Source organism: Lactobacillus sp. B4005, from assembly GCF_026536045.1.
In the GTDB taxonomy this organism is placed as follows: domain Bacteria; phylum Bacillota; class Bacilli; order Lactobacillales; family Lactobacillaceae; genus Lactobacillus; species Lactobacillus panisapium.
In genome coordinates, this window is the sequence record NZ_JAFNOZ010000001.1 from 522681 (window position 1) to 545808 (window position 23128).

Annotated in this window: 24 protein-coding genes; 9 read left to right on the top strand and 15 right to left on the bottom strand. The window is 37.0% G+C overall.

Annotated elements, in window-relative coordinates:
• Complete coding sequence (locus tag J3U73_RS02485; RefSeq protein ID WP_267409469.1) at window positions 1-3474, bottom strand: PD-(D/E)XK nuclease family protein; 3474 nt, start codon at window positions 3472-3474, stop codon at window positions 1-3.
• 77 nt (window positions 3475-3551) lie between these two features.
• Here J3U73_RS02485 and mvk point away from each other — a divergent pair, with 77 nt between their 5' ends.
• Genes mvk through fni form a run of 4 tightly spaced genes read left to right on the top strand, consistent with a single transcriptional unit; the run spans window position 3552 to window position 7575 of the window.
• Window positions 3552-4460 carry a mevalonate kinase gene (gene mvk / locus J3U73_RS02490; RefSeq protein ID WP_267385330.1) on the top strand — a complete coding sequence of 303 codons (909 nt, stop codon included), beginning with the start codon at window positions 3552-3554 and terminating at the stop codon, window positions 4458-4460.
• Window positions 4460-5419, top strand: a complete 960-nt coding sequence (gene mvaD, locus J3U73_RS02495) for a diphosphomevalonate decarboxylase (RefSeq protein WP_267409470.1) — start codon at window positions 4460-4462, stop codon at window positions 5417-5419. The genes mvk and mvaD overlap by 1 nt, the downstream gene beginning before the upstream one ends.
• A gap of 36 nt (window positions 5420-5455) precedes the next feature.
• On the top strand, window positions 5456-6538 hold the full coding sequence (locus tag J3U73_RS02500) for a phosphomevalonate kinase (RefSeq protein WP_267409471.1): 1083 nt from the start codon (window positions 5456-5458) through the stop codon (window positions 6536-6538).
• A 17-nt stretch (window positions 6539-6555) separates the two neighbouring features.
• A complete protein-coding gene (gene fni, locus J3U73_RS02505) occupies window positions 6556-7575 on the top strand; it encodes a type 2 isopentenyl-diphosphate Delta-isomerase (protein ID WP_267409472.1) in 1020 nt (339 codons plus the stop codon).
• A gap of 120 nt (window positions 7576-7695) precedes the next feature.
• Here fni and J3U73_RS02510 read toward each other — a convergent pair whose 3' ends face one another.
• The 4 genes from J3U73_RS02510 to J3U73_RS02525 are packed head-to-tail and all read right to left on the bottom strand — an operon-like array spanning window position 7696 to window position 11593.
• Window positions 7696-8487 (bottom strand): Cof-type HAD-IIB family hydrolase, encoded by a 792-nt coding sequence (locus J3U73_RS02510; RefSeq protein WP_220267979.1) that lies wholly within the window; start codon window positions 8485-8487, stop codon window positions 7696-7698.
• An 8-nt stretch (window positions 8488-8495) separates the two neighbouring features.
• Window positions 8496-9893 carry an RsmB/NOP family class I SAM-dependent RNA methyltransferase gene (locus J3U73_RS02515; protein WP_267409473.1) on the bottom strand — a complete coding sequence of 466 codons (1398 nt, stop codon included), beginning with the start codon at window positions 9891-9893 and terminating at the stop codon, window positions 8496-8498.
• Window positions 9886-10851 (bottom strand): ABC transporter permease, encoded by a 966-nt coding sequence (locus J3U73_RS02520; protein ID WP_267409474.1) that lies wholly within the window; start codon window positions 10849-10851, stop codon window positions 9886-9888. Before J3U73_RS02520 ends, J3U73_RS02515 begins: the two co-directional genes overlap by 8 nt.
• A complete protein-coding gene (locus J3U73_RS02525) occupies window positions 10841-11593 on the bottom strand; it encodes an SAM-dependent methyltransferase (protein ID WP_267409475.1) in 753 nt (250 codons plus the stop codon). The genes J3U73_RS02520 and J3U73_RS02525 overlap by 11 nt, the downstream gene beginning before the upstream one ends.
• Before the next feature lie 83 nt (window positions 11594-11676).
• Here J3U73_RS02525 and lepB (J3U73_RS02530) point away from each other — a divergent pair, with 83 nt between their 5' ends.
• The 3 genes from lepB (J3U73_RS02530) to J3U73_RS02540 all read left to right on the top strand — a co-directional run bounded on the left by lepB (J3U73_RS02530) (window position 11677) and on the right by J3U73_RS02540 (window position 13099).
• Complete coding sequence (lepB, locus tag J3U73_RS02530; protein ID WP_267409476.1) at window positions 11677-12246, top strand: signal peptidase I; 570 nt, start codon at window positions 11677-11679, stop codon at window positions 12244-12246.
• Window positions 12247-12267: 21 nt separating this feature from the next.
• Window positions 12268-12846: a signal peptidase I gene (gene lepB / locus J3U73_RS02535; protein ID WP_267409477.1), complete on the top strand. Its 579-nt coding sequence runs from the start codon at window positions 12268-12270 to the stop codon at window positions 12844-12846.
• Between the two features lie 61 nt (window positions 12847-12907).
• Window positions 12908-13099 (top strand): LBP_cg2779 family protein, encoded by a 192-nt coding sequence (locus tag J3U73_RS02540; RefSeq protein ID WP_103751643.1) that lies wholly within the window; start codon window positions 12908-12910, stop codon window positions 13097-13099.
• Between the two features lie 85 nt (window positions 13100-13184).
• On the opposite strand, the gene J3U73_RS02545 is transcribed toward J3U73_RS02540, so the two are convergent.
• The 9 genes from J3U73_RS02545 to J3U73_RS02585 all read right to left on the bottom strand — a co-directional run bounded on the left by J3U73_RS02545 (window position 13185) and on the right by J3U73_RS02585 (window position 20490).
• Complete coding sequence (locus J3U73_RS02545; protein WP_267409481.1) at window positions 13185-14012, bottom strand: hypothetical protein; 828 nt, start codon at window positions 14010-14012, stop codon at window positions 13185-13187.
• Window positions 14012-14716 carry an ATP-binding cassette domain-containing protein gene (locus J3U73_RS02550; protein ID WP_220267986.1) on the bottom strand — a complete coding sequence of 235 codons (705 nt, stop codon included), beginning with the start codon at window positions 14714-14716 and terminating at the stop codon, window positions 14012-14014. Before J3U73_RS02550 ends, J3U73_RS02545 begins: the two co-directional genes overlap by 1 nt.
• 336 nt (window positions 14717-15052) lie before the next feature.
• On the bottom strand, window positions 15053-15892 hold the full coding sequence (locus J3U73_RS02555; protein WP_220267987.1) for a hypothetical protein: 840 nt from the start codon (window positions 15890-15892) through the stop codon (window positions 15053-15055).
• Window positions 15893-16597, bottom strand: a complete 705-nt coding sequence (locus tag J3U73_RS02560; protein WP_267392651.1) for an ATP-binding cassette domain-containing protein — start codon at window positions 16595-16597, stop codon at window positions 15893-15895.
• A 3-nt stretch (window positions 16598-16600) separates the two neighbouring features.
• Window positions 16601-16996: a GntR family transcriptional regulator gene (locus tag J3U73_RS02565; RefSeq protein ID WP_220267989.1), complete on the bottom strand. Its 396-nt coding sequence runs from the start codon at window positions 16994-16996 to the stop codon at window positions 16601-16603.
• A 2-nt stretch (window positions 16997-16998) separates the two neighbouring features.
• Complete coding sequence (locus J3U73_RS02570; protein ID WP_103751649.1) at window positions 16999-17361, bottom strand: GntR family transcriptional regulator; 363 nt, start codon at window positions 17359-17361, stop codon at window positions 16999-17001.
• A gap of 399 nt (window positions 17362-17760) precedes the next feature.
• The gene (gene pepT, locus J3U73_RS02575) at window positions 17761-19005 is read right to left on the bottom strand and encodes a peptidase T (RefSeq protein WP_267409482.1); all 1245 of its coding nucleotides are present in this window, start codon (window positions 19003-19005) and stop codon (window positions 17761-17763) included.
• Between the two features lie 11 nt (window positions 19006-19016).
• The gene (locus J3U73_RS02580) at window positions 19017-19814 is read right to left on the bottom strand and encodes a Nif3-like dinuclear metal center hexameric protein (protein ID WP_267392650.1); all 798 of its coding nucleotides are present in this window, start codon (window positions 19812-19814) and stop codon (window positions 19017-19019) included.
• A complete protein-coding gene (locus J3U73_RS02585; protein ID WP_267392649.1) occupies window positions 19807-20490 on the bottom strand; it encodes a tRNA (adenine(22)-N(1))-methyltransferase in 684 nt (227 codons plus the stop codon). Before J3U73_RS02585 ends, J3U73_RS02580 begins: the two co-directional genes overlap by 8 nt.
• 144 nt (window positions 20491-20634) lie before the next feature.
• Here J3U73_RS02585 and J3U73_RS02590 point away from each other — a divergent pair, with 144 nt between their 5' ends.
• Window positions 20635-21114: a hypothetical protein gene (locus J3U73_RS02590; protein WP_267392648.1), complete on the top strand. Its 480-nt coding sequence runs from the start codon at window positions 20635-20637 to the stop codon at window positions 21112-21114.
• Window positions 21115-21144: 30 nt separating this feature from the next.
• A complete protein-coding gene (locus J3U73_RS02595; protein WP_220267994.1) occupies window positions 21145-21585 on the top strand; it encodes an 8-oxo-dGTP diphosphatase in 441 nt (146 codons plus the stop codon).
• 418 nt (window positions 21586-22003) lie between these two features.
• Here the strand turns inward: J3U73_RS02595 and rpoD are convergent, their stop codons facing one another.
• Window positions 22004-23125 (bottom strand): RNA polymerase sigma factor RpoD, encoded by a 1122-nt coding sequence (gene rpoD, locus J3U73_RS02600; RefSeq protein WP_267409483.1) that lies wholly within the window; start codon window positions 23123-23125, stop codon window positions 22004-22006.
• Between the last annotated feature and the right edge of the window lie 3 nt (window positions 23126-23128).

The window sequence follows — 23128 nt, forward strand, 5'->3', positions numbered from 1 at the left end:
CTATTCCTCCTCTCCCAGTTTCTCTTTAATTTTGCTTAATAACTCTTTTTTACTTAAACTGCCTACCTGGTGATACTTGTTTTCCTTAAGCATTGCGTCAAAAAAGAAAATATCACGATAGTCGGAATAAGTTAAGGCGTTAATACCTTTGCCATACTTATATGGATTGAGCTTAATTTCACCGGATAAAATTTGACTTGCGGCGTCCTTAATGAGCTCTTCATCATATTGCAGCAAAAGCTCAATTTCATCGTCTTTAAAAGCATTACCCCGAAAGCTGAGACTGCCATCTTTTTTACTATTAACACCGGTATACAAATCCGAGGTGGTACTGTTTTTTTCAAGCTCAGGGTCAGCGTCAAGAACTAGTGCTTGGTCATAATTAATTAATCCGGTGTATTTTAGCCTGGTTTTGCCATCCAGATTATCTTGTTTTAACTCTAAATGACTATTGTACAAATCTTTACCGTTTAACCGCTCAGTTTGCCTCGTAATTGTTTGGTAAAATGCACCAAGCAAGTAAAGTGGTGTTTTGCCCGTAAAGAAGGGCTGGTTTTTCAGTAAAACATCGAGATAGGAAACCATTTGTAGCGAAATACCTTGGTAAAAGAGGCCCAAATTAAATTTCTTTGCGGAAGACTTGTAATCAATCACCTGCGCCAAGTATTCATTCTTGTCACTAATTTGGGCCAAATCAACCCGGTCCATCTTACCGCGTAAATTAACGTAATGCTTGCCAGCCAAGTTAGGAACAACCAGGTCAAGGCCGTGGACTTTTTCTCCAAAACCAAAACTAAGCTCAGAGTATTTTGCTCGTAAAGGCGTTTTTTGTACTACTTTTTGCCAGTTAAAAGCAACCTTGGTGGTAGTTTGATCAAGACACTTAAATAAAAATTGGTTAAAAGGATCATTGGCTAGCTGCTTATACTTAGCTTCAGCCATCATTTTCGCTCTAGCAATGGCTAGTAATTGACTTAAAGTAGTTTCGTCAACATCGGCTAAATCTAAGTGCTTTTGGTTAAGTTCTTTTACCAAACGGTCGAAAGTTTCGTGAAAATAATTACCAGCTTGAATAATATCAAACTCATTTTCAAAGCGTTTATGCAAATGCAAACCGTAATTTAAAAAGTATTCGTAAGAATTTTCATAAAAAGTTTCCAGTTGTGAAACGGATGAATTTAAATTCTGGCCGTACAATTCCTGGGCTAACTCAGCACCAATATCTGCCGGCTGGTTGTCAAATTGACTGGCTTCTAGAACCATTGCCGTCTTAGTTGGAATTTTTGCTGCTGTTAATTTTAATAATTGATCAACATCAATTTCGCTATTTGCCTGCTTTAAGTAAGTCAAGTAACCTAAACTTGCCTGGGGATTGGTCAGGAAACTTAAAAGGTCCTGGAATTTTTCCGGTAAATTGTGTTGCTGGAATTCGATTGCACCAGCGCGTTTGAGCCGGTCATAATAAATTGAAGGCTCAACTGCTTCGTTGTCAGAATTGGCCACCGAATAAGATAGGTAAACCTTGTCACTGGCCAAGGCTAAACAAATACCAAACTGATAGTTCTGATCAAGATTGCTTAATTGCTGGTGATCTTCCAAATAAGAATCTTCGCCAAAGGCAGTACTTAAATTCTCTAGATTTTCAGTGCTTAAAAAACCTGGGGTAGTTTGAATTGCTGGCAAACCAGTGCTAGTAGCGCCCATGATGAAAACTTGCTTATAGCCGCTAACTTGGACAATACCTGTTTCAGAAAGATTAACTGCATCCAAGGTAGAAGGAATTTGGGAGAAAGTAGCCTCTTTAAAGCCATTGGTTAAAACATTGAAAAAACTGGCTACATCAAATTCAGTCGGATTAATCAGTAAGTAATCATGTAATAACGTAATGAGCAAGTCCCATACTTGTTCAGATTGGCGAGCTTGCTGCAAGTCACCAGCGGTTTGCGCATCTTCGCGCCATTTTTCAAGCACTTGATTAACTTTATTATTAGTTAAAAAATTAAAGAAAGTGGTAATCGCTTTTTGCGTGTCCTCTTCCTGCTTAAGTTTAGTTAATAACCGTTCAAGCTTTTTCACAAAAAAGTCTTTTAATTTGCTTATTTTAGCCACTTCATCAGGAACTTTGTCTAGCCTGATCACTTCAGAAGCAACATAGTCCGTAAAATCACGTTTCCATAAATTATGGTTGATTCCGTGCGCTAAAACAAAATTTTCCAGCTCATCGACGTCATGAATATAAGCTGATTCTTCTTGGTACCAGTCCGGAATAATTAGATGGGTTTTCATAATTGCTAGCATATTTTGGGTTTGAAACGGCCGTGCCAAAAGCTGAGCAATATTTTCAATTAAAATAACTAACGGATGATATTTCATTTCTTGCTGTAAGTCATCAAAAAATGGGACATGATTCTGCCGTAAAATCGGAATCAGGTATGTTTCGTATTCATGTAGATTGGGTGCTAAGACCAAGAAATCGCGGTAACGGTAGTTTTTTAGGGCCACTTGTTGGTAAATTGTATGGGCAACATAATAGGCTTCGGCATACCGGTTATCTGCTCGAACTAATTGCACCTGGTCAAGTTTACCCACATCATAAGCAGTACCAGTCCAGAACTCATTGAGCAATTCCCGCTTAGTGGGCTGGGGCGAAATAGGAGTTTTTTCTACTTCATAAGACAGATCGTGCTGTTTCAAATAATTCAGTAATTGATTAATTGTTCTCTGAATTACATAATCGTAATCACCTTGCGCAAAATCAGGGTTAATGTCGCCAATTTTGGTTTTAAAAGCTAAGGTAACGCTATGAGCATGCATCATTAACAATTTGACCGTCAAACATTCCTGCAGTGAAAAATGAGAAAAATCACTAAAATAAAAATCGGTCTTGCTTAAATCAATTCCGCTAGCAAGATACTCATTCAGCTGCAATTGCACCTCATTTGAAGTCGAAAACTTAGTAGCAATTGTACTGGTAAATGCCTCGTAAATGATTTTAAGGTCTGCAATCTTATTTTTCGTTTCTAAGTCAAGAGAAGCTTCGTCGATTTCATCAAGATCAAGGTTCCCTTCCCTAACCTGCAAAATCGTATCATAAAGCTGTTTAACTAAACCGGGACTGACGCTAACCGTTTTAAAAAGATGAAGCTGGTCACGTTTTTGCTCAATAATCTTGGCTAAAATCATGGCAGCCGCGGCATTATCAAGTTGTGTTGGCAAACCCTGTTCGGCATCTTTGAGGAAAAACCAGGCAAGTCGCGAAAATGATAAAACCTGCAAATTTTTAACCGATTGCTCAACGTTGCCCTTGCTAACGGCTAATCTGTTTATTGCTCTGACTTCTGTGGTAAACTTAATATGATTAGGAACGATAATAAAAGTTTCGTGTTCTGGAAAGCGTTGGTAGTTATCAACTGCAGCTTGCAGGACTTTTTCTTGTAAAGAATCTGTCTGCCGACCGACTAAAATCTTGATCATCTGTTCTCTTCTCCTTTGCTATTTATTTTAGCATAAGGAGTAAAAAAATTTCACAAACAGTAAGGATCTTAAGCAAAATGAAATCTAGTTATTTGGCCCATGGCAAAGTAATTTTAATCGGGGAACATTCGGTTGTATATGGCTATGATGCGTTAGCAATGCCAATTAATTCGCTTCATATCAAAACAACTGTTGAACCGGCCCCCGAGATGTGGATGGACACTGAGCGTTATCAAGGGCCTTTTTTTATGGCTCCAAATGAATATAACGGCTTAAAATATGTTGTTAAAAAAATGTTGGAGTTAGCTGCCAGTACAGAGCAACTGAAAATTTCATATACTGGGCAAATACCAATTGAACGCGGATTGGGTTCCAGTGCCACCGTTGCCCTGGCAACCACTCGGGCAATGGACGATTATTTCAAGCTTAATCTGACCGAAGAGCAAATTTTGGCTATTACCAATCATGCGGAAATGATTAATCATGGTAAAGCCTCAGGTTTAGATGCGGCTACAGTTAATTCTAACTACCTCGTTTTTTTTAATCAAAAAGATGGTCCACGCGTTTTAAAAGCAAAACTGGGGGCTACTTTATTAATTATGGATACGGGAGAATTAGGCAGTACGAAAGAAGCCGTTATGCAAGTTCATGATCAAATAAAAGCTTCACCACAAGCAGCAGATAAGTTAAAGCGGCTGGGAAAATTGGCCGATAGGACTAAGACATCTTGGCTTAATCATGATGCTGGTCAAATTGGTACTTACTTTAATGAAGCACAAGAAATTCTGTGTTCTTTTGGCTTATCAACGGCTAAAATTGACCAATTACAAAAAATTGCACTTGCGCACCAAGCGCTCGGCTTTAAGCTTTCAGGCAGCGGTCTTGGCGGCATTGTAATTGCTCTTTGCAAGAATCATGCGGTAGCGCAAGCAATAGCAGATCATAGTCAAAAAATTGCTGTTAATAGTTGGATTGAGGAGATTTAATGGGAAAAACTGTACGAGCACACGCCAATATTGCACTAATTAAATATTGGGGGAAAAAAGACGAACGTTTGCGACTACCTTTAATGTCAAGCCTTTCTATGACGTTGGATCGTTTTTATACTGATACTAAAATTACCGAAAGCGATCTTAATCATTTTTACTTAAACGGGATTGAACAAATCGGTCAAAGTTCGCAGCGTGTTTTCACTTATCTTAAATTTTTGCAGGACAAGTTTGGTGTTAGTGGTAATTTAGCCGTTAGATCAACCAATCATGTTCCAACGGCTGCTGGCCTGGCATCGTCTTCATCGGCTTTTGCTGCTTTAGCCGGAGCTTTCTGCTCTCATTATGGCTTTGAAATAGAAATCAAAGAATTATCCCGGCTTGCTAGAATGGGTTCAGGCTCTGCGTGTCGGTCAGTTTTTGGTGGCTTTGTCTTGTGGCAGAAAGGTGAAGATGATACTTCATCTTACGCCTACCCCTTAAACGAAAAGCCCGAGATGGACTTACAGCTTTTGGCAATTGAATTAAATCCGAAACCTAAGAAACTTTCATCAACGGAAGGGATGAAACAAGCGACCAGTTCCCCCTTCTTTAAGCCTTGGTTACAGCGAAATCAGACCGAGCTAGACCAAATGATAACGGCTATTGAAAATAATGATTTTACTGCGCTGGGACAACTAGCAGAATTAAACGCTAACGAAATGCACGCAATTAACTTAACCGCCCAGCCTGGTTTTACATATTTTGAGCCACAAACAATTGCAGCGATTAACTTGGTAAGGCATTTACGTGAAACTGGGATTGAGTGTTATTACACGATTGATGCCGGTCCCAACGTAAAAGTTATTACTCGTTTAAAAAATGTAAAAGAAATTACTAATCAGTTTGTATCGCAATTTGACAATGTTAAGATAGTAAATGCAAGTTTTGGTCCAGGTCTATCATATTTGGACTAATTAATGTAATTTAATTGATTAGGAGATTAAATTCTTTTGATAACAGAACAAGCGCCCGGAAAGTTATATATTGCTGGCGAATATGCGGTACTTGAACAAGATTGTCCCGCAATTTTAGTCGCAGTTAATCAATTTATCCGGGTTTCAATTACTAAAACAAAGTCATCTACTGGGTTAATCCATTCTAAACAATATTCACAAGATTCAATTCACTGGGTTAGGCATGGGGCCGAAATGGTTATTGACAATCGTGATAACCCTTTCGAATATATTTTGGCGGCTATTTCGTTTACTGAACGATTTTGTCTTGAAAAGCACATTGAGATGCAGGTCTATGATCTTTATATCAATTCGGATCTTGATTCGGCTGATGGTAAAAAGTATGGCTTGGGCTCCAGCGCAGCAGTTACGGTAGCAACTGTAAAAGCAATCTTACGCTTTTATAACGTACCCTTCAGTAACGAACTTGTTTATAAATTGTCAGCCATCTCTCATTATTCAGTTCAGGGTAATGGTTCGGCTGGTGATATTGCTGCCAGTGTTTATGGTGGCTGGCTTGCCTACCAGACTTTTGATAAGAGTTGGCTAAAACAAGAACTAGCACATAAATCGCTGTCTGAAGTTGTCGATGAAGCATGGCCGGGACTAAAAATTCAGTTGTTAACGCCGCCAACCGGCATGAATTTAATGATTGGTTGGAGTCAAAAGCCTGCTTCCACTTCCCGCTTAGTTGATGAAACTAATGCCAACAAAGAGGCACTGAACGGAAAGTACCGGGAATTTATTAGGCTTTCACGAAAATGTGTCTTAAAAATGATTGTTGGGTTTGAAAGAAACGATATCGACCTAATTAAAAAGCAGATCCGCGAAAACCGTAAATTGTTGCAACACTTTGCTGTTATCAATCAAATTGCGATTGAAATTCCCCGCTTATCCAAATTAATTAACATTGCTGAATCATTTGGTGGTGCTGCTAAAACTTCTGGTGCCGGTAACGGTGATTGCGGGATCGTCATTACAGATGAGCAAACCAACATAGCGGCCCTTGAAGAAGAATGGCGTCAAAACGGAATTATGCCCCTTGATTTTCACGTTCATTCCGTCAAGTTAGCCCGGTAAATGAGTAAGAGGAAAAAATGTCCATTAGATCTACGCGTAAAGAAGAACACTTGGCTTTAGCCCAAAAGTTCTATGAGAATGAGAAGTCGAATAGTTTTGATCAGATGCATTTAGTTCGGCCGGCTTTACCCGAAACTAATGTTAACTTGCAGGCGATTAGCACAAAAATGTTTGGCAAAACTGTGAGTGCCCCATTTTTCATTAATGCAATGACGGGCGGCTCTAAAAAATCTTTTGCAATTAACCAAGCTTTAGGTAAAATTGCCCAACAAACGCACATTGCGCTTGCTTTAGGCTCGGCTAGCATTCTTGTCAAAGAAGCAGATCAGCTGGATAGTTTTATCATTGCTCGTCAAGAAAATCCCAACGGTGTATTGCTCGCTAACATAAATGCTAAGACTTCTGTAAGAGATGCTGAAAAAATTATTGCTGAGCTGCAAGCAGATGCCTTGCAAGTCCATTTAAACGTCGTGCAGGAAATAGCAATGCCGGAAGGTGATCGCGACTTTCACTGGCTAGCTAACCTTCAAGAACTACGCCAACAAATAACTGTACCAATCATTATTAAAGAAGTTGGTTGTGGTCTGGATCAAGCAACAATTCACCGTTTAAAAAAAGAAGGTATCACCTTCTTCGATATCGCTGGTAGTGGTGGAACCAATTTTGCACAAATCGAAAATGCCCGAAACCCGCAGCCTCTTTCTTACCTTGAAAATATCGGCTTACCTACTGTTATTGCTGCGGTGCTAGCTGCAAACGAAGATGTTGATTTAATTGTTTCTGGGGGGATTCGCAATCCGTTAGATGTCTTCAAGGGACTTTGCTTAGGTGGAAAATATGTTGGTATTTCTAACACCTTCTTACAAGTCTTGCTTCAAGACAATGGCTTTGAAAATTTACTTCAACTGATTAAAGAATGGCAAAAGCAACTTGCTTATTTAATGGCGATTTATGGTCAAACCAATTTAACCGATTTACCTAAAATTAAGCGGTACTTTGATTTACCATTAAAAGCGCAAATTGACCAATTACTTTAAAAATAAGTCAAAAACATAAGTATTGAAAAATCCTGTTAAATCTTGGTATTGTAAACCTTGATTTAACAGGATTTTTGTTTGGATTAAAAGATAAAGTATATTTAACTGACTTGCTTATTATTAGTCATTTAAAAGCCGCCAAATTTCTTTTTGAACTGCACTACTATTGCTAGAGCCAATTACGCGGTTAGCTGCACTTTTAGCGATTGGCAAGGCGGTAGCAGTTACATAACTTTGACCAACATATTTAAGCATTCCCACATCATTGCCACTATCACCGAAAGCAACCATTTCGCGGGGATTGATATGATACTTTTTGCTTAAGTATTCTAACCCAATCGCCTTGTTCATTTTCTTGGTCGAAATATCAATTGAAGTAGCTGACCCCGACACAAAACCGATCTGAGGATAATTATTTTGCAATTCGCTAATAATTCGTGGCCGCTCATTTGCTGGAACATCGAGCGTAACTTTAAAAATCTGATCTTGCAAATCGGTAAAACTTGGCACAATTGTCAATTTAGCATAATATTTTTTTAACTCAGTAGCATATTCTGGTCCGTCACTTGCGCGTACGTATGCACTTGCAAGACCGGAAACGGTTATCTTTTCATGAGCATACTTAGCGATAATCTCAAAAATGACTTGCAGATCCTCATCGGAAATACAATCGGTATGAATAACCTGCCTGCCCTGGGCTACCAATGCTCCATTCTCAGCAATAAAGTACATTTTAGCTGCCGTTTTAGGAAAACGGGCATAAATATTTTCATATTGGTTACCGCTAGCAATGACAAATTTAATTCCGCGCTCCTGCATAATTGCAAATTCACGTAAAAATAGTTCCTCATCGTAGGTTTTTTGATCGGTCAACCATGTTCCGTCCATATCGGTAGCAATTAATTTAAGCATGTTAATCTCTAATCTTTCTTCAAAATTCGTAAACCCTTAGGGTAAAAATTCTTCAAAACGCCATCTTTCGTATTTTTACCAAAGCTAAAGATTAAGTGCTGGTAACTAAGTAAAATAAAGCCCTGCATCTTATTATCTTGGCCACGTAATGTTTCTCCATGTAAAAAAGCGGCGAAATCTGGTTGGCTAAGTTCAAGCACCTGCGTTTGTTCAACTTGACTTAAAACCATTGCCAATTGATGGCTCGGTTCAAACCGGTTTTTCTTGAGCAAACCTAGTTCAAAACCATTATTTAAAATTTTCAAATGAGCAATGTTTGTCGTTAAAGCTGGTAAAAAAACGTGATCGTGGCTTACTAAGCAGCGCTTGGGCCATTCACTTAAAGCCGAAGGCAGATTGAATGGTTTTAAGACTAGTGCAATCAATTCCACCTCTTGATTAGTTAGGTGCCTAGTACTGGCTTTTTCACGTTTACGTTTTTGTCGTTGAGACTTGGCTTTAGTGATTACTGAGCTGGCAGGCTTTTGCAATCTTGCCACAAATTGGCCTTCTCCTAGCTCATCAAAAGGCCAGAAACGTACTGTGTTAGTTAACGCCGGATTTTGATCAGCCCAATCAGGGTTTCCAGCAGCGCAGTTAGTATTGCTTAAAGTGATAGGTAAAATCTCAAAGCTATAAGTTTGGGCGAGCCAAGATACAATTTGTTCATCTTCTTCGGGAGCAAAAGTACACGTCGAGTAAATAAGCTCGCCGCCCGGTCGCAACATTTCTGTCGCAGCTGCTAAAATTTCTTTTTGACGACTTTGGCAGGTTAAGACATAATCTTGGGACCAATAAGAAACGGCATCTGGATTTTTGCGAAACATCCCTTCCCCACTACATGGTGCATCAACGACAATTTTATCAAAGAAACTGTTAAAGTGCTGCGCTAATCTTGCTGGACTTTCATTGGTAATTAATGCATTGGTGACTCCCCAGCGCTCCAGATTTTCACGGAGGACTTTTGCTCGGGAAGATGAGATATCGTTAGCAACTAATAGACCATCACCTCTTAACTGTTCAGCCAAAGCGGTACTTTTTCCGCCAGGCGCAGCGCAAAGATCAAGCACTTTCTCTCCGGGTTTTACCTGAGCAATCTGTGCAGGAAACATTGCAGCTGGCTCTTGTGAATAGACCATCCCACTTACCCATTCAGGATCTGAACCACTAACTTGACCATAATATGCGTTATTAATCCCTAAAACAGGTTTGGTTAGCGCATAACCAATATCTTGTTTTTGCTTGAGTGCGTTAATGCGAAATGCTTTCTTTGGTTCTTCATCGTTCATTGCAGCAAATAGCTGATCGGCTTTTGGACCCAATAATTTGCGGTACTTAGCAGTAAATTCATTAGGTAATTTAAGCATCTAGTTTTTCCTTTCGTACGCGATAAAAAATGCCGTAACTATAAATAATGGAAATAATTATCCAGCTAGCTAGTAACAATAACAAGAGATGCTGCGGCTTTGAGAAGAAAGCCCGCCAGCATAAGAAGAAATAGGCACCAAACACCAGTAAAATTTCGGTTAAAATGGTTCTAATTCCGTGGTTTAACAGCCAATTACGCAGTAATCCGCCACTTAAGTGAGTTTGCTTAACAGTTTGCCAATCTAAAAAGGCTAAAATAAGATTGCTGATTCCGGCAATCAAAATAAACACGACAATTAATAAAATTTCTTTGATCACTGAAAATTGATGGCTCTGGTGACTTTTGACAAATGATGGTGTTTTAACCTTTACACCATAATGAGCAGCAATCTGTCTGATCACCCTAGTCGAACTATCAATGATAATTACGTAATTGCGCAATTTAAATTGGCCAGTCGGCTGCATTGAACCCGTAGTTAAGTAATACCCATTCTGTTTCATTTGCCGATAATGCTTTAATGTCCCAATTACGGTGTAATATTTATTGTTTAAAACAATGTACTGGTTTCCCTGCGTTTTATACTGTTTAACATTGGCATTTAAGCCTAAGACACCAAAAGAGACCCTACCCTTAAAGTCGTCAGAAGTAAAGTAACGACCCGCTTCTGTTGGCAGAGTTAAGACATCTTTGTTAGACCAAATTAAAGTTTGCTTATCTTTTCTGTTACTTGCTAGGTGAAGCTGGATCTTGTTTTTTGGGAACTTTTGCTCTAAATAACACACAAAAGTGCTAATGTTTTGGTCATTTTTAATTTTAATATAACGAGTATTATTGCTTAATCCGTATGCTTCAAGTAATTGATTGGCTTCATCGGATTGAATATTAGATAGCATTGAGCCCACACCGAGCATTGCTAAAAAAATAATAAATAATAAAAAAATCTTTTTAAATTTCATGTTCTATCTCAAATATTTGTTCATCGATAAAATCGTAACTGGTAAAAGTTTGCTTAATTTGTCTAAGAGCTGGTGAATGACGAAATTTTTCATGATGCCAAAAAGCTGGTGAGTTTGTGGCACCATTTTTTTCGCCAATAAACAAGAAGTGACTTTTGGGATTGTACTTTTGCCAAGCATTAACTGCTGCTAAATCACTGCGGTTAAAATTGGGCGCCCAAGAACAAAGAATTAAGTCTACTGCCGAATACTGGGCAATAGCTGAACTAGCATTTAGATTAACCACAGAAGCAAACGGTTGCTGGCCAGTTCGCGAAGTCTTCGCCCACTGTAATGAATCTGTTGCAACTGTTTGAACCCCAACCTGTTGTAATGCCCGAGTCCAATAAGCGTTACCCGCCATTATTTCCAGTGCTGAATTTACATGTAAGTTCTCTTTGATTGCTTGAGCCGTTTCCAAGTTCGGTAAAGACCATAAACCATAGTGAATCGATAAAAACTGCCTTGTACTGTTAAAAAGCTGGTTAATTATCTTAAGTGCCGCTGCTTTTTGCGGTCCGACTTCTGTCATTATCTCCTCTAGTTTATCAGGATAAAAGCCGAGTAAGCTCGGTGCTTTAGCTAAAACTTGCTTTTTTTCAATTGTTTGAATGATGCACATGATTTCTTTAGCTTGCTGATCAACCTGTTGGTTGTCAATCTCAATTGCTAAGTGCTTAATTTTCTCTAAAAATTCTGTCATATCAAATACCTATAATGATTTTACCATTCAAATGAAATGATTTCAGTTATAATAAAGAGTAATAGAATAAAGGAGAATATTTGATGGAAAATGATATAAAAAAAGACGATGAGGAAGAAAGTTTAGGGAAATTCCTTTTAGATCTTGTCGTAATGGTAGTCGTTATTTTCGGAATCTTTTATCTGCTGTTTCACTTTGTTTTAGTTAACGTGCGTGTTTCTGGCAATTCGATGCAGCCGACTTTTGAAAATAACGAGCGAATGATCTCAGTTCGTCACTTTACACCCAAAAGATACGATGTTGTAGCCTTGATTCCCCCTAAAAAGGCAAATGATCCGCATGCACTCTACGTTAAGCGTGTGATTGGATTGCCGGGTGATAAGGTTACAGCAAAAAATGATAAAATGTATGTTAATGGCAAACTAATACCTGAACCTTATTTGAATAACAAATTCAAGAAAGCAGATAATGCTGCGGGCTATACCTATACCAACAATTTTACCTATCGCGTACCTAGTGGCCATTATTGGGTTATGGGTGATCATCGGGATATCTCAAAAGATTCACGCAAATTTGGTCCCGTTAGCCGTGGTAATTTAGTTGGTAAAGTTGTCTTTCGTTATTGGCCGTTTAACCGGGTTCAAAGTTTTTAATCTAAAATAGGGAGAATTTTTATGGCAAAAAATGTTACAAAAAAGCAGGATCAAGAGGAAGAAAGCCTTGGCAAATTTATTTTAGATATCGTCATTATGATGGCGGTTATCTTAGGCGCTTTTTATCTCATTTTCCATTTCGTATTGTCTAATGATCGGGTTTCGGGTCCATCAATGCAACCCACTTTTGAAGATAATGATCGGTTGATTTCCGTCAGAAATTTCACACCTAAAAGAAATGATGTCGTCGTTTTATTGGCTCCTAAGGCTGCTAACGATGTTCCTGGCGCTCTATATATTAAGCGTGTTATCGGCTTACCTGGCGATAAACTGGTGTCTAAAAACGATAAAATGTATGTTAACGGGAAATTGCTTCCTGAGTCTTATTTAAATAATAGCTTTAAAAAAGCAGCTAATGACACTGGCCATACTTATACTAATAATTTTACTTATAAGGTACCGAAAGGTTACTACTGGGTAATGGGTGATCACCGCGATATTTCGAGGGATTCACATATTTTTGGCCCGGTAAAACGTAAGAACTTAATTGGTAAGGTGGTATTGCGGTATTGGCCTTTTAACAAAGTACAAGGTTTTTAATATGACTTTTCTTTAAAATTACCGGTTTTTTCGCTAAAATAAACTGTAAAGGAGAATTATTATGAATCAGCAACTAGAAGAATTATCCAGTTCAATTATTAATTATCAAATTAAGCATCATATCACGGACACTGACTTGGCTTTTGCCAGTCACCTTTCGGTTGAAAAAATTCATGCAATGAAAACCGGTGAGGGTGAGTTCACTCCTGAAGAAATTAACCAACTCTATGATTACCTTGCCGCTAACCATTAGGAGTTACGATTTTAATAATTAAAGGGCACTAAGCAGATACTTAGTGCCCTTTTTGCTTAAGATAAAATGTGTTTTACTAGTAACTTTACTTACTTTCACTTGCTTCAAAGAATTTGTTGTAAGAGAATAAATTAATAATAGCTAATACAACATTAAACGTGATCAATATAATAATTATGTTTGACAAAGTATGATTGTCGGAAAACAGGTCCCCGCGCAAAAATGAAAGTGGATATAATACAATTGAAGCGATAAAGTTATTTGTATTAATAATGGTCCAAGCAATCAAAATAATCAACAAGATAATAATAACTCTGATATACGCTTGACCGTTAGAACCGGGAAGAAAATCAGCAATTGAGCGGCTGCTAAAGTTTAAAAAATCAACTATGAAGTAAAATAAGAAACCCAGTAAGATTAAGATAAAGACTAAACTCAATATACTAGAAACAATTTGAAAATCAATCTTAGTTGCATCGGCATTAGCATATTGAAAGCTTTTAATAACTTCTTTGGCAAATTGGCGATCGACCAGCATTGTAATTAAAAGAAAAATTATATTACTAATGATTTCCAATACGCAAAAGAATGCTACGGAAACAAATGAACTTAACATGTTGTCTGCGTATAGTCCCGAACTACTCATTGGAATTAAACGCCAAGTTTGATTGCGGTTGACTTTTTCATGAGTGATACAGGTTATACAATAATAAATTCCAATAAATAAAAAAGTTAAATATAAGAAATTAGTCAGCCACGTTGCGATGAAACTGGCATTCTGAAGAGATTTATCGTGAATGTAAATAAAGAAGGTCAGGGCAAATGAGCCAATTAGCTGGCAAATAAACCATAGATGAGTATTTTTGATTTTTAGCTTGAACAGCTCAGTAAAACTACGGTAAAAAATTGACATTACTCTTCCTCCTTCTCGTAAAGACCTTCATAATAGTCTTCGAGACTTTCGTTTTTAGCCCTGATTTCTTCAGTAGACTTGTGGCAATAAATTGTTTTGTCTTTGATAATGACCACTTCATCTAAAAGTGATGCAATTTCATTAACAAAGTGGTCAGAAATCAAAATGGTAGCTTTTTCTGCTTTCCACAAGATAATAGAACTAATTATTTTTTTGCGGGCCATCGCATCAATGCCAGAAAAAGGCTCATCAAGCAAATAAAGGTCAGTTTTACGCGAAAAAGTTAAAGCAATAACTAGTTTTTCCCGCATCCCCTTTGATAGTTCTGCCAATCGTGAACTTGCATCTAGCCTCATAAACTGGCGTAACTGGTCAAATTCTTCAAGATCAAAATCTTGATAAATCACTTCGTAGAATTTTTCAATTTCACTAATTCTGGTTGAATCAGTAAAACCTGTCAGGCCGTCAGTAAAGGACAGGTGTGCCTTTCTTTCGGCTTCTTTTTCACGTCCAGCTACATAGACACTGCCATGGTAATTCTTGGCTGTGCTGCTGATGATACGCATCAGGGTGGTTTTCCCTGCCCCATTTTCACCTAGTAGGGCTACAATTTTACCAGGTTGCAGGGTTAAGTTAATATTTTTTAAAATTGACTTTTGATTTTTCCGGTAGGTCAAATCCTTGATTTGTAAAAGATTTTCCATTGTACTACTCCTGTTTTGAATAACCAGATAAGATTGTACTGGTTTTTGGTGTCCTCCGCTTTATTGTCTAAAGTGTTGGCAAGCATTAAGCTATTTTTTAACTGTTTAGTGTGGTTAGACGTTGATGGTATTTTATCATTCACGAGAGAAATTTTTTAAAAAAATCCCTTGCAAGATAATAAGATTAAGCTCAAAGCATCAGATTTTTCTTTTTACTGTATTATTTTTCTAATACAGTATCATGTTAAACTAAATAATAAGAATTTGCAATAACTTTAAGAAAAAGACCAGCCCTGACATGATTTCAGTAGTTGGTCTTTTGAATTGGATATTTGCTCAATCTTTTGGCTCAAAATAGCGGTTGAATAAAAATAAATCCGCTAATAAGAATACAAGAAAGATAATCACAAAAATGAGGCTAGAGCTATAAAAGAAGCCCGTCAAGTCCGGGTCATTGTAGAATAAAGAACCTGGAACATTGGAAGCAAGGAGCCAATTGATGGGTTCCATTACTTTAATTATTAGCCAAGAAATTACTAAAATTAGTAATCCGCGAACAAAAAATAAGGCTGGACGATTTGAAAGTCCAGGTAAAAAATTAAGAATGGCCTTGCTAGAGAAATTTAAAAAGCTAATTAAGACATAAGTTACAAATATTAGTAGCATCAACCAAACTACTATTTGTAACATCGTAAGATAAAAGTCGGCCCCTAGTTTGAAAGCATCATGACAAATATCTTGCCAGATACTGATGGTATTTATTCGAAAATCTTGATCTGTCACAAAGGCTAATATGGAAAAAAGGACGACAAATAACAGATTAATAATATTCATCACGATCAGGGCAACAAATGAACTTAAAATATTAGCTAAAAAATATTTAGTATCGCTAATCGCCAATAATCGGTAGCTTTGGTTGCTATTATAGCTTTCGTTGTTAAAGCAAGTAATACCAAAAAATACTATCAGAGCAATCACAGCCAGACTAGCGAAAACTCCAATCAAGATGAGGAAAAAGCCAACATTGCCATTATCGTATAAGTAAAAATGGCCGTTTCTAAAACCAATTACACTAATAATTGAAATAACTATTGCCGCAATCGTTTGGATTGCTAGCAGAATGTAGCCTTGCTTCATTTTATTCTTGAAAAAGACTGAAAATAACCGCTGAAACATCTAATCCTCCTCATCTTCATAAATATTTTCGTAAAAGTCTTCGATACTTTCATTGCTTTCCCTGATTTTCTCGGTAGACTTATGCGCATAAATTGTCTTGTCTTTAATAACAACGACCTCATCAAGGATAGAAGCAATTTCATTTACAAAGTGGTCGGAGATTAACATTGTTGACTTCTCATCTTTCCACAGAATAATAGATTTAATTATCTTCTTACGCGCCATCGCGTCAATACCAGAGAATGGTTCATCCAAAAGGTAAAGATCAGTCTTACGTGAAAAAGATAAAGCAATGATTAGCTTTTCGCGCATCCCTTTAGACATTTGCGCTAAGCGAAGATCAGGATCCAATTTCATAAATTTTACTAGTTGCTCAAATTGTTTATTATCAAAATCAGCATAAAGCTCCTGGTAAAACTCACCTAGTTGCTTTATTTTGCTTGATTCCCGAAAGCCAGAAAGACGATCACTAAAAGATAAATGAGCTTTACGCTGAGTGAGGTCTGAAAAATCACTGACGGTCACAATACCAGTATAATTTTTGGCAATTCCTGCGATTATCCGCATTAAAGTGGTCTTCCCTGCACCGTTTTTTCCTAAAAGAGCAACGATTTTTCCTGACTGCAAGGTTAAATTCACATCTTGCAAAATTTTTTTCTGATTTTTCTTATAACTTAGATTTTTAATTTCTAAAAGGTTAGCCATTACTTAAACTCCTAGCTTTAGAATCCGCCTAAAGGCTGAATTGATTTGATTATTATCAACGCCTTGCTTATTTAGACCCCCAATGAAGTCCTTTACTGCATTATTAAGCAAATCTTGTTTAAGCTCCGAGATTTTTTCGTTATTGTCCGTTACAAAATAGTCATCAGCCTTGTTAACTAAGATTTGCTCGTGCAATAATTCGGTTAACACCCGCTGAACGATATGCGAATTAACCGTCAACTCAGCTGCCAGATTACGACTTCCAGGTAGTTTCTGGCCAGCAGCCAATTTACCGTAATAAATTTGCCACTCAATGTATTGTTTGACCTGTAAATAAAGCGGCCAGTCATCTACTAGACGAAATCTTCTTACTTTTTTGTCGTGCAAGCTAATGCTCATAGTTATTGCTCCTTTTTTAAATATTCGGTTAAAAAAGTACTAATTTGATCATCAGAAACGCCTAAAGCATGCATGCTTTGAACAAATTTATCTAGTTCTTCATTAATTAAATCCTGCTTGGTCTTATCAAGCAAATTGGTATCTTCCGTAACGAAGTTTCCTTCACCACGTTTCGTATATAAAATACCTTCTACATTCATTTGTTGCAGTGCCCGTTGAACTGTGTTGACGTTTACAGTTAGTTGGACAGCTAATTCTCTTACAGAAGGTATTTTTTCTCCTGATTTTAATTTTCCCGTAACGATTTGCCGATAAAGGTACTGCTTAATTTGCAAATAAATGGGAATGTTATCCTTGAATTCCACAAGTCCACCATCCTTTTAAGCTGTATTACATTTCTAATACACCGTAATATTATCGCAGTTTCGCTTATTGTGCAATCTTTTTTATTTTATTATGATAAATATTTCATTGTTACTATTCTGACCTCTTCACTATTAATTGTTTTAGCAGGAAGAGGTTAGACTGCAAGTAAATTTTTAGACATTTTTAACTGTTCCACGACTTATCACTTTTAGTCCTGAGAAAGAAAAAAAGCCCATAAAACCATCTATAGCAATGATTTTATGAGCTATTTTTTTACTTTATACTAGATGTGCATAATTTTTCAATTATAGTAGAAATACGCTTTTCTTTAGTATAACAAGCTTTTTAATGTTTAAGCTGATTTTTAACAAAGCAACTTTAATGTCATTTTTGTTTCACTAATTATTGTTTGTAGCATTCATTTCGGCCATTTTTACCATAACGTCTACTGCTTGATACATTGATTCAAGTACAGTGTATTCAAAACGACCATGCATGTTTTCCTGTCCTGAGAATAAGTTTGGACAAGGAAGACCCATGTATGTCAATTGGCAACCATCTGTACCACCTCTAATGGGATCTTCGTCAATTTGATTCAAACCTACAGCACGATATGCATCACGCGCCAAGTTAACAACATCCATGTGTTTTTCTAATTCGTCAGCCATGTTGTAGTATTGATCTCTCATGGTCAGCTTGATGCGTTCTTTACCAAATTTTTCATTCATCTCATTTACGATTTTTTTGACTAAGTTCTTGCGCTTTTCAAGCCCATCACGTTCAAAGTCACGAATAATATACTCTAAGTGAGCATTGTCAACCGTTCCTTGGAAGTCGGTTAGATGATAGAAACCTTGTCTTTTATCTGTCTTTTCTGGTACTTCGTCACTAGGCAATTGATTTTGAAAATCAATTGCAACTTGAATTGCGCTAATCATTTGGTTTTTAGCAACTGATGGGTGAACATTCACTCCTTGAATATCAAGCGTAAATGTGGCAGCTGAAAATGTTCCCCAATCTAATTTACCAGGTGCGGCACCATCAAGCGTATAACCAAAATCAGCACCAAATTCTTTGACGTCAAAATGAGGTGCACCGGTTCCAATTTCTTCATCTGGTGTAAAGGCTAACCGAATTTTACCGTGCTTAATTTCAGGATGGTTAAGCAAATATTCAGCCAGAGTAACAACTTCAGCTACCCCACATTTATCGTCTCCACCAAGCAACGTGTCACCCGAAGTTGTGATTAAGGTTTTGCCTTGGTATTTTTTTAGATTTGGAAAAACTGCTGGATCTAAGTAAAATTCAGAATCCCCTAGTTGAATTTTTGACTTACCATCATAGTTTTCATGGATTTGAGGTTTAACGTTTTCAGCATTAAAATCAGCTGTATCACAGTGTGCCAAAAAGCCCATAACTGGGACATCATAATCAACATTTGCTGGAATTTCAGCAATAACACAACCGGAGTCTTGGTTGTAATGAACATCTGATAAACCTAATTCTTCGAGGTCCTTTTGCACAACTTCCTTTTGGAACTTTTCCTCACGTTCAGTTGAGGGAAAACGATCTGAGTGTTCATCTGAGCGTGAATTCACTTTGACATACTTTAAAAATCGCGGTAATAAATTTGGGTATTCCATAAAATCTCCTTTTAAAACAAATCCTGAAATGGGTTAGTGGAAACAATAGATTTTTTAAGCTTAATTTGCCACTGATTTACATCATTCCATTTAATTAACTTTTCATACATTCTATCTTTAAATAATTTTTCTGTATAGTGCCCAGGGTCAACAACTGTCAATCCGGAAGAAATAATATCATGGCCAGTATGGTAATAAACATCACCAGTAATAAAGGCATCAATATTCTCTTCTACCGCCAGGTGCCAGTATTTGCCACCATCACCACAAATAAAACTGACGCTAGAAATTGTTTGTTCATTATTAGCACAAATCAAGCGGGCCATTTTAGTTTTCATCTTATCTTTGACATAGTAAGCAAAATCAAAAGCGCTCATTGGCTCAGGCAGATTACCCTTTCGGCCAATCGCGATGCCATCGTCATCAAGACAGAAAGGTTCGACATTTTGTAAACCCAATTCTTCAGCCTGCCAGTCGCTTGAACCATTCTCAGCTTTATCAGAATTAGTGTGAATAGAATAAACAGTTATGTTATTGGCGATAATTTTGGCATACATTTCATTTTGGGGATTAGCATAATTTAAGTTGGGTGCGGGACGAAACATTACGGGATGATGACTGATAATCAAGTCAACTTTGTTAGCAATCGCTTCATCAACTACTTGCGGGCGCACATCCAATGTAGTCATGACGCAATTAACTTCTTGATTTAATGAACCGATCTGAATTCCTACTGGATCACCTTTACTGGCAATTTTCTCAGGAAAATACTGTTGTAAAACTGCCACGATATCTGCAACTTTAGTCATTTAATACTCCTTCAATCATTTTTATTTCATGTTCAACTTGCTTGATATGGACTAAATCTTTATTTTTAGCCTTATTAAGGTTAGTTAATAAGGACCGGTGATACTTTAGTTGTCCGAGCCATTTTTGCTTAAAAATATCATTTTTTTCCCGTAATAGGAATGGCCCAAAATACAATTCCGCCGCAGACAAATTACTTTTTATTTGCGACTTAACTGCCTTAATTAACTCGTAAGTGTGACCAGCTTCTGCCACAATTTGTTCAGCTTTAATTTCATATGAATGCTCAGTCAACCATTTACGCACGCCACATTCACCAACATTTGGTTCAAGTATCAATGTCTTAAACTGCAACTTATTCTGCCAGGCATCATTTAAGATTTGTGTGATTAATTTTCCACCCATACCAGCAATAATCACCGTATCAATTTGATCTTGTTCAGATACCGTTGACAATCCCGCGCCTAAGCGAGTATCTATTTGATCTGCTAGTCCTGCTTCTTGAACATCTTTTTTAGCGTTATCCAGCGGTCCCTTTGCTATATCGCTGGCAATTGCATAGGATATTTTACCACTTTTAATGAGTTCAATTGGTAAATAAGCGTGATCAGTTCCAATATCAGCAACTCGAACGTCATTATCCACCATTGCTGCCAAACTATTCAATCGTAAATTCACTTTTCTTCCTACTTTCTTTGTATAAAAATTTTAACATAATCTTTTCTGGCATTGAGTAAAATAACCAGAAATCTCTATATTTTTGGGGCGTAAAAGTTTTATAATTAAAATAACATACTAAGAAGAGTGAGAGGATATTTTCAGATGAATAAAACTGACCCTGATGTTTTAAATTCACAGCTGAAAGCAAATGAAAATGAAAAGAAGAAAGAAATTAATGATAATAACGAACCTGCAAAAGACCCTCCAAATCGTTCTGATAAAGCAATTCGGGTAGCCAACGCTAGCAATATTTCTTTCAGGGAAATTAAAGATTTAACTGAACTAAATAAAGTTCTTAAACGGCTTGCTGAAGCTTTTTCAGATAATTCTACAAAAGAGTCTACCTCAGTAGACGTTAAAGTCGCTAAAGAAATAACTAATCCAGATTTATTTAAGACTGATTATCGAGTTGTCAGTAATTTTAGTGAATTTTCCAGAAATTGGGAAAACACTACACAGCCTAATAATAGTAGTTCAGTAAAAAAATCTGCTAAACCAAAAATTGAAATCAATATAACTAAGCAAGAATTTAACATTAAGCTAAACGGAAGAGCATTTCCGTTCCATCCCTTTAATAAATAATAATGTAGGACAAATTTGAAAGGAAAATTAATGGACAGAACCGAACCAGTCACTTTGACTAATATGTGCATGATTGTAAAAGATAAGAAGATTTTGGTTTTAAATCGAAATGACCTTAACTGGCCCGGACTAACTTTTCCTGGCGGACATGTTGAAAATCATGAATCGTTCTATGACTCCGTTGTGCGGGAAGTTAAAGAAGAGACAAATTTGGCAATCGAAAATCCACGGCTTTGTGGCTTAAAGCAATTTTATGATGACAATGACCATCGCTATATTGTCTTTTTTTATACTGCAACCAAGTTTAAAGGACAGGTGAAAGCATCAAACGAAGGTGATTTAGCCTGGATGACAAAACAAGAATTACTTAATACGCAATTGGCCTATAATTTTGATCGCGATTTACTCGTTTATTTTAATGATAAAATCGACGAACATCTTTTAGATGGAAAACGTGATGAACTCTTTTAAATTTATTCCAAACCTAAAAAGATAGTTAATCATCTTTTTATTAAAGATTAAAAACACTAGCTGGTATTTAATAGCAGTTTCTTCCTTAAAACTTAATTTTTTATGATGAAATTTGGACCGAAACCTTAAGGGTTTTATGTAAGCGACAAACAGGCTATTTTGTGCAAATTACTAACTACCTTTTCAGCAAGGTGTCCATCATGAGTAGCAATGGTCTTTAATAGTCAGTTAAATACTCCTATATTATGAACTGGTGAAATTAATTCTAATTTCACATTTTTTATACAGTACCTCCCCTTATTTTTACTTGATAAAATTTTTTATTTAAATCAAGGAGAATCAAATATTCTGGTAAACAAAAAAGTGATATTTCCTTGTTAAGAGAAAATATCACTTTAACACATTAATTTAATCAGTTTTAGTCCAAGAAGTCGCGTAGTTGGTTAGAACGACTTGGATGACGTAATTTCCGCAAAGCTTTTGCTTCAATCTGCCTAATTCGTTCCCTGGTTACACCAAAGACTTTACCAACTTCTTCTAAAGTTCTAGTCCGACCATCATCAAGGCCAAAACGTAATCGTAAAACATTTTCTTCACGATCAGTCAAAGTGTCCAAGACCTCTTCAAGTTGTTCTTTCAGCATTTCATACGAAGCATGCTGCTCGGGACTAGTGGCATCTTTATCCTTGATGAAATCACCTAAATGAGAATCGTCTTCTTCACCAATAGGAGTTTCAAGAGAAACTGGTTCTTGGGCAATCTTTAGGATGTCACGCACTTTACTCGTCGGCATATCCATTTCTGCACCAATTTCTTCAGGAGTCGGTTCACGTCCTAAGTCTTGAAGTAATTGTCTTTGAATTCTAATCAGTTTATTGATGGTTTCAACCATATGAACAGGAATTCTGATAGTTCTAGCTTGATCAGCAATCGCACGAGTAATTGCCTGCCTAATCCACCAAGTAGCATAGGTTGAAAATTTGAACCCAAGGCTATAATCAAACTTATCGACGGCCTTCATCAACCCCATGTTACCTTCTTGAATTAAGTCAAGAAACGACATTCCACGACCAACATAGCGCTTAGCGATTGAAACAACTAAACGAAGGTTAGCTTCAGCTAATTCTTGTTTTGCCTCTTCATCGCCTTTTTCAATTCTTTTGGCCAAAGCAATTTCTTGATCAGCATTTAAAAGCGGAACACGACCGATTTCCTTTAAATACATCCGAACCGGATCATTCATTCTAACACTAGATGGTGCAGACATATCCTTCAGTTCAGCTTTTTCAACATCCTTTTGCTTTTTCAGAGCTAGTTTAGATGGTTCACCTTTATCGTCTACAATGCTAATGCCGTTGTCTTCGAATTCTTGAACTAATTGATCCACTGCTTTGCCCTGCAGTTTATAGGGCTTAACTAGACGATCAACAAACTCATTTTCTGTAATTGATTTTTCCTTTTTTACAGCTTTAACAACATCTCTAACGACTTTATCTAAAGATGGTTGTTTATTTTTGCTAGTGCTTTTCTTTTCTACCACTGT

What these genes read in the sequence shown, in the direction of transcription:
- J3U73_RS02485 (WP_267409469.1), bottom strand. Translation starts at nt 3,474, where the DNA reads ATGATCAAGATTTTAGTCGGTCGGCAGACAGATTCTTTACAAGAAAAA.
- mvk (WP_267385330.1), top strand. Translation starts at nt 3,552, where the DNA reads ATGAAATCTAGTTATTTGGCCCATGGCAAAGTAATTTTAATCGGGGAA.
- mvaD (WP_267409470.1), top strand. Translation starts at nt 4,460, where the DNA reads ATGGGAAAAACTGTACGAGCACACGCCAATATTGCACTAATTAAATAT.
- fni (WP_267409472.1), top strand. Translation starts at nt 6,556, where the DNA reads ATGTCCATTAGATCTACGCGTAAAGAAGAACACTTGGCTTTAGCCCAA.
- J3U73_RS02510 (WP_220267979.1), bottom strand. Translation starts at nt 8,487, where the DNA reads ATGCTTAAATTAATTGCTACCGATATGGACGGAACATGGTTGACCGAT.
- J3U73_RS02515 (WP_267409473.1), bottom strand. Translation starts at nt 9,893, where the DNA reads ATGCTTAAATTACCTAATGAATTTACTGCTAAGTACCGCAAATTATTG.
- J3U73_RS02520 (WP_267409474.1), bottom strand. Translation starts at nt 10,851, where the DNA reads ATGAAATTTAAAAAGATTTTTTTATTATTTATTATTTTTTTAGCAATG.
- J3U73_RS02525 (WP_267409475.1), bottom strand. Translation starts at nt 11,593, where the DNA reads ATGACAGAATTTTTAGAGAAAATTAAGCACTTAGCAATTGAGATTGAC.
- lepB (WP_267409476.1), top strand. Translation starts at nt 11,677, where the DNA reads ATGGAAAATGATATAAAAAAAGACGATGAGGAAGAAAGTTTAGGGAAA.
- lepB (WP_267409477.1), top strand. Translation starts at nt 12,268, where the DNA reads ATGGCAAAAAATGTTACAAAAAAGCAGGATCAAGAGGAAGAAAGCCTT.
- J3U73_RS02540 (WP_103751643.1), top strand. Translation starts at nt 12,908, where the DNA reads ATGAATCAGCAACTAGAAGAATTATCCAGTTCAATTATTAATTATCAA.
- J3U73_RS02545 (WP_267409481.1), bottom strand. Translation starts at nt 14,012, where the DNA reads ATGTCAATTTTTTACCGTAGTTTTACTGAGCTGTTCAAGCTAAAAATC.
- J3U73_RS02550 (WP_220267986.1), bottom strand. Translation starts at nt 14,716, where the DNA reads ATGGAAAATCTTTTACAAATCAAGGATTTGACCTACCGGAAAAATCAA.
- J3U73_RS02555 (WP_220267987.1), bottom strand. Translation starts at nt 15,892, where the DNA reads ATGTTTCAGCGGTTATTTTCAGTCTTTTTCAAGAATAAAATGAAGCAA.
- J3U73_RS02560 (WP_267392651.1), bottom strand. Translation starts at nt 16,597, where the DNA reads ATGGCTAACCTTTTAGAAATTAAAAATCTAAGTTATAAGAAAAATCAG.
- J3U73_RS02565 (WP_220267989.1), bottom strand. Translation starts at nt 16,996, where the DNA reads ATGAGCATTAGCTTGCACGACAAAAAAGTAAGAAGATTTCGTCTAGTA.
- pepT (WP_267409482.1), bottom strand. Translation starts at nt 19,005, where the DNA reads ATGGAATACCCAAATTTATTACCGCGATTTTTAAAGTATGTCAAAGTG.
- J3U73_RS02580 (WP_267392650.1), bottom strand. Translation starts at nt 19,814, where the DNA reads ATGACTAAAGTTGCAGATATCGTGGCAGTTTTACAACAGTATTTTCCT.
- J3U73_RS02590 (WP_267392648.1), top strand. Translation starts at nt 20,635, where the DNA reads ATGAATAAAACTGACCCTGATGTTTTAAATTCACAGCTGAAAGCAAAT.
- J3U73_RS02595 (WP_220267994.1), top strand. Translation starts at nt 21,145, where the DNA reads ATGGACAGAACCGAACCAGTCACTTTGACTAATATGTGCATGATTGTA.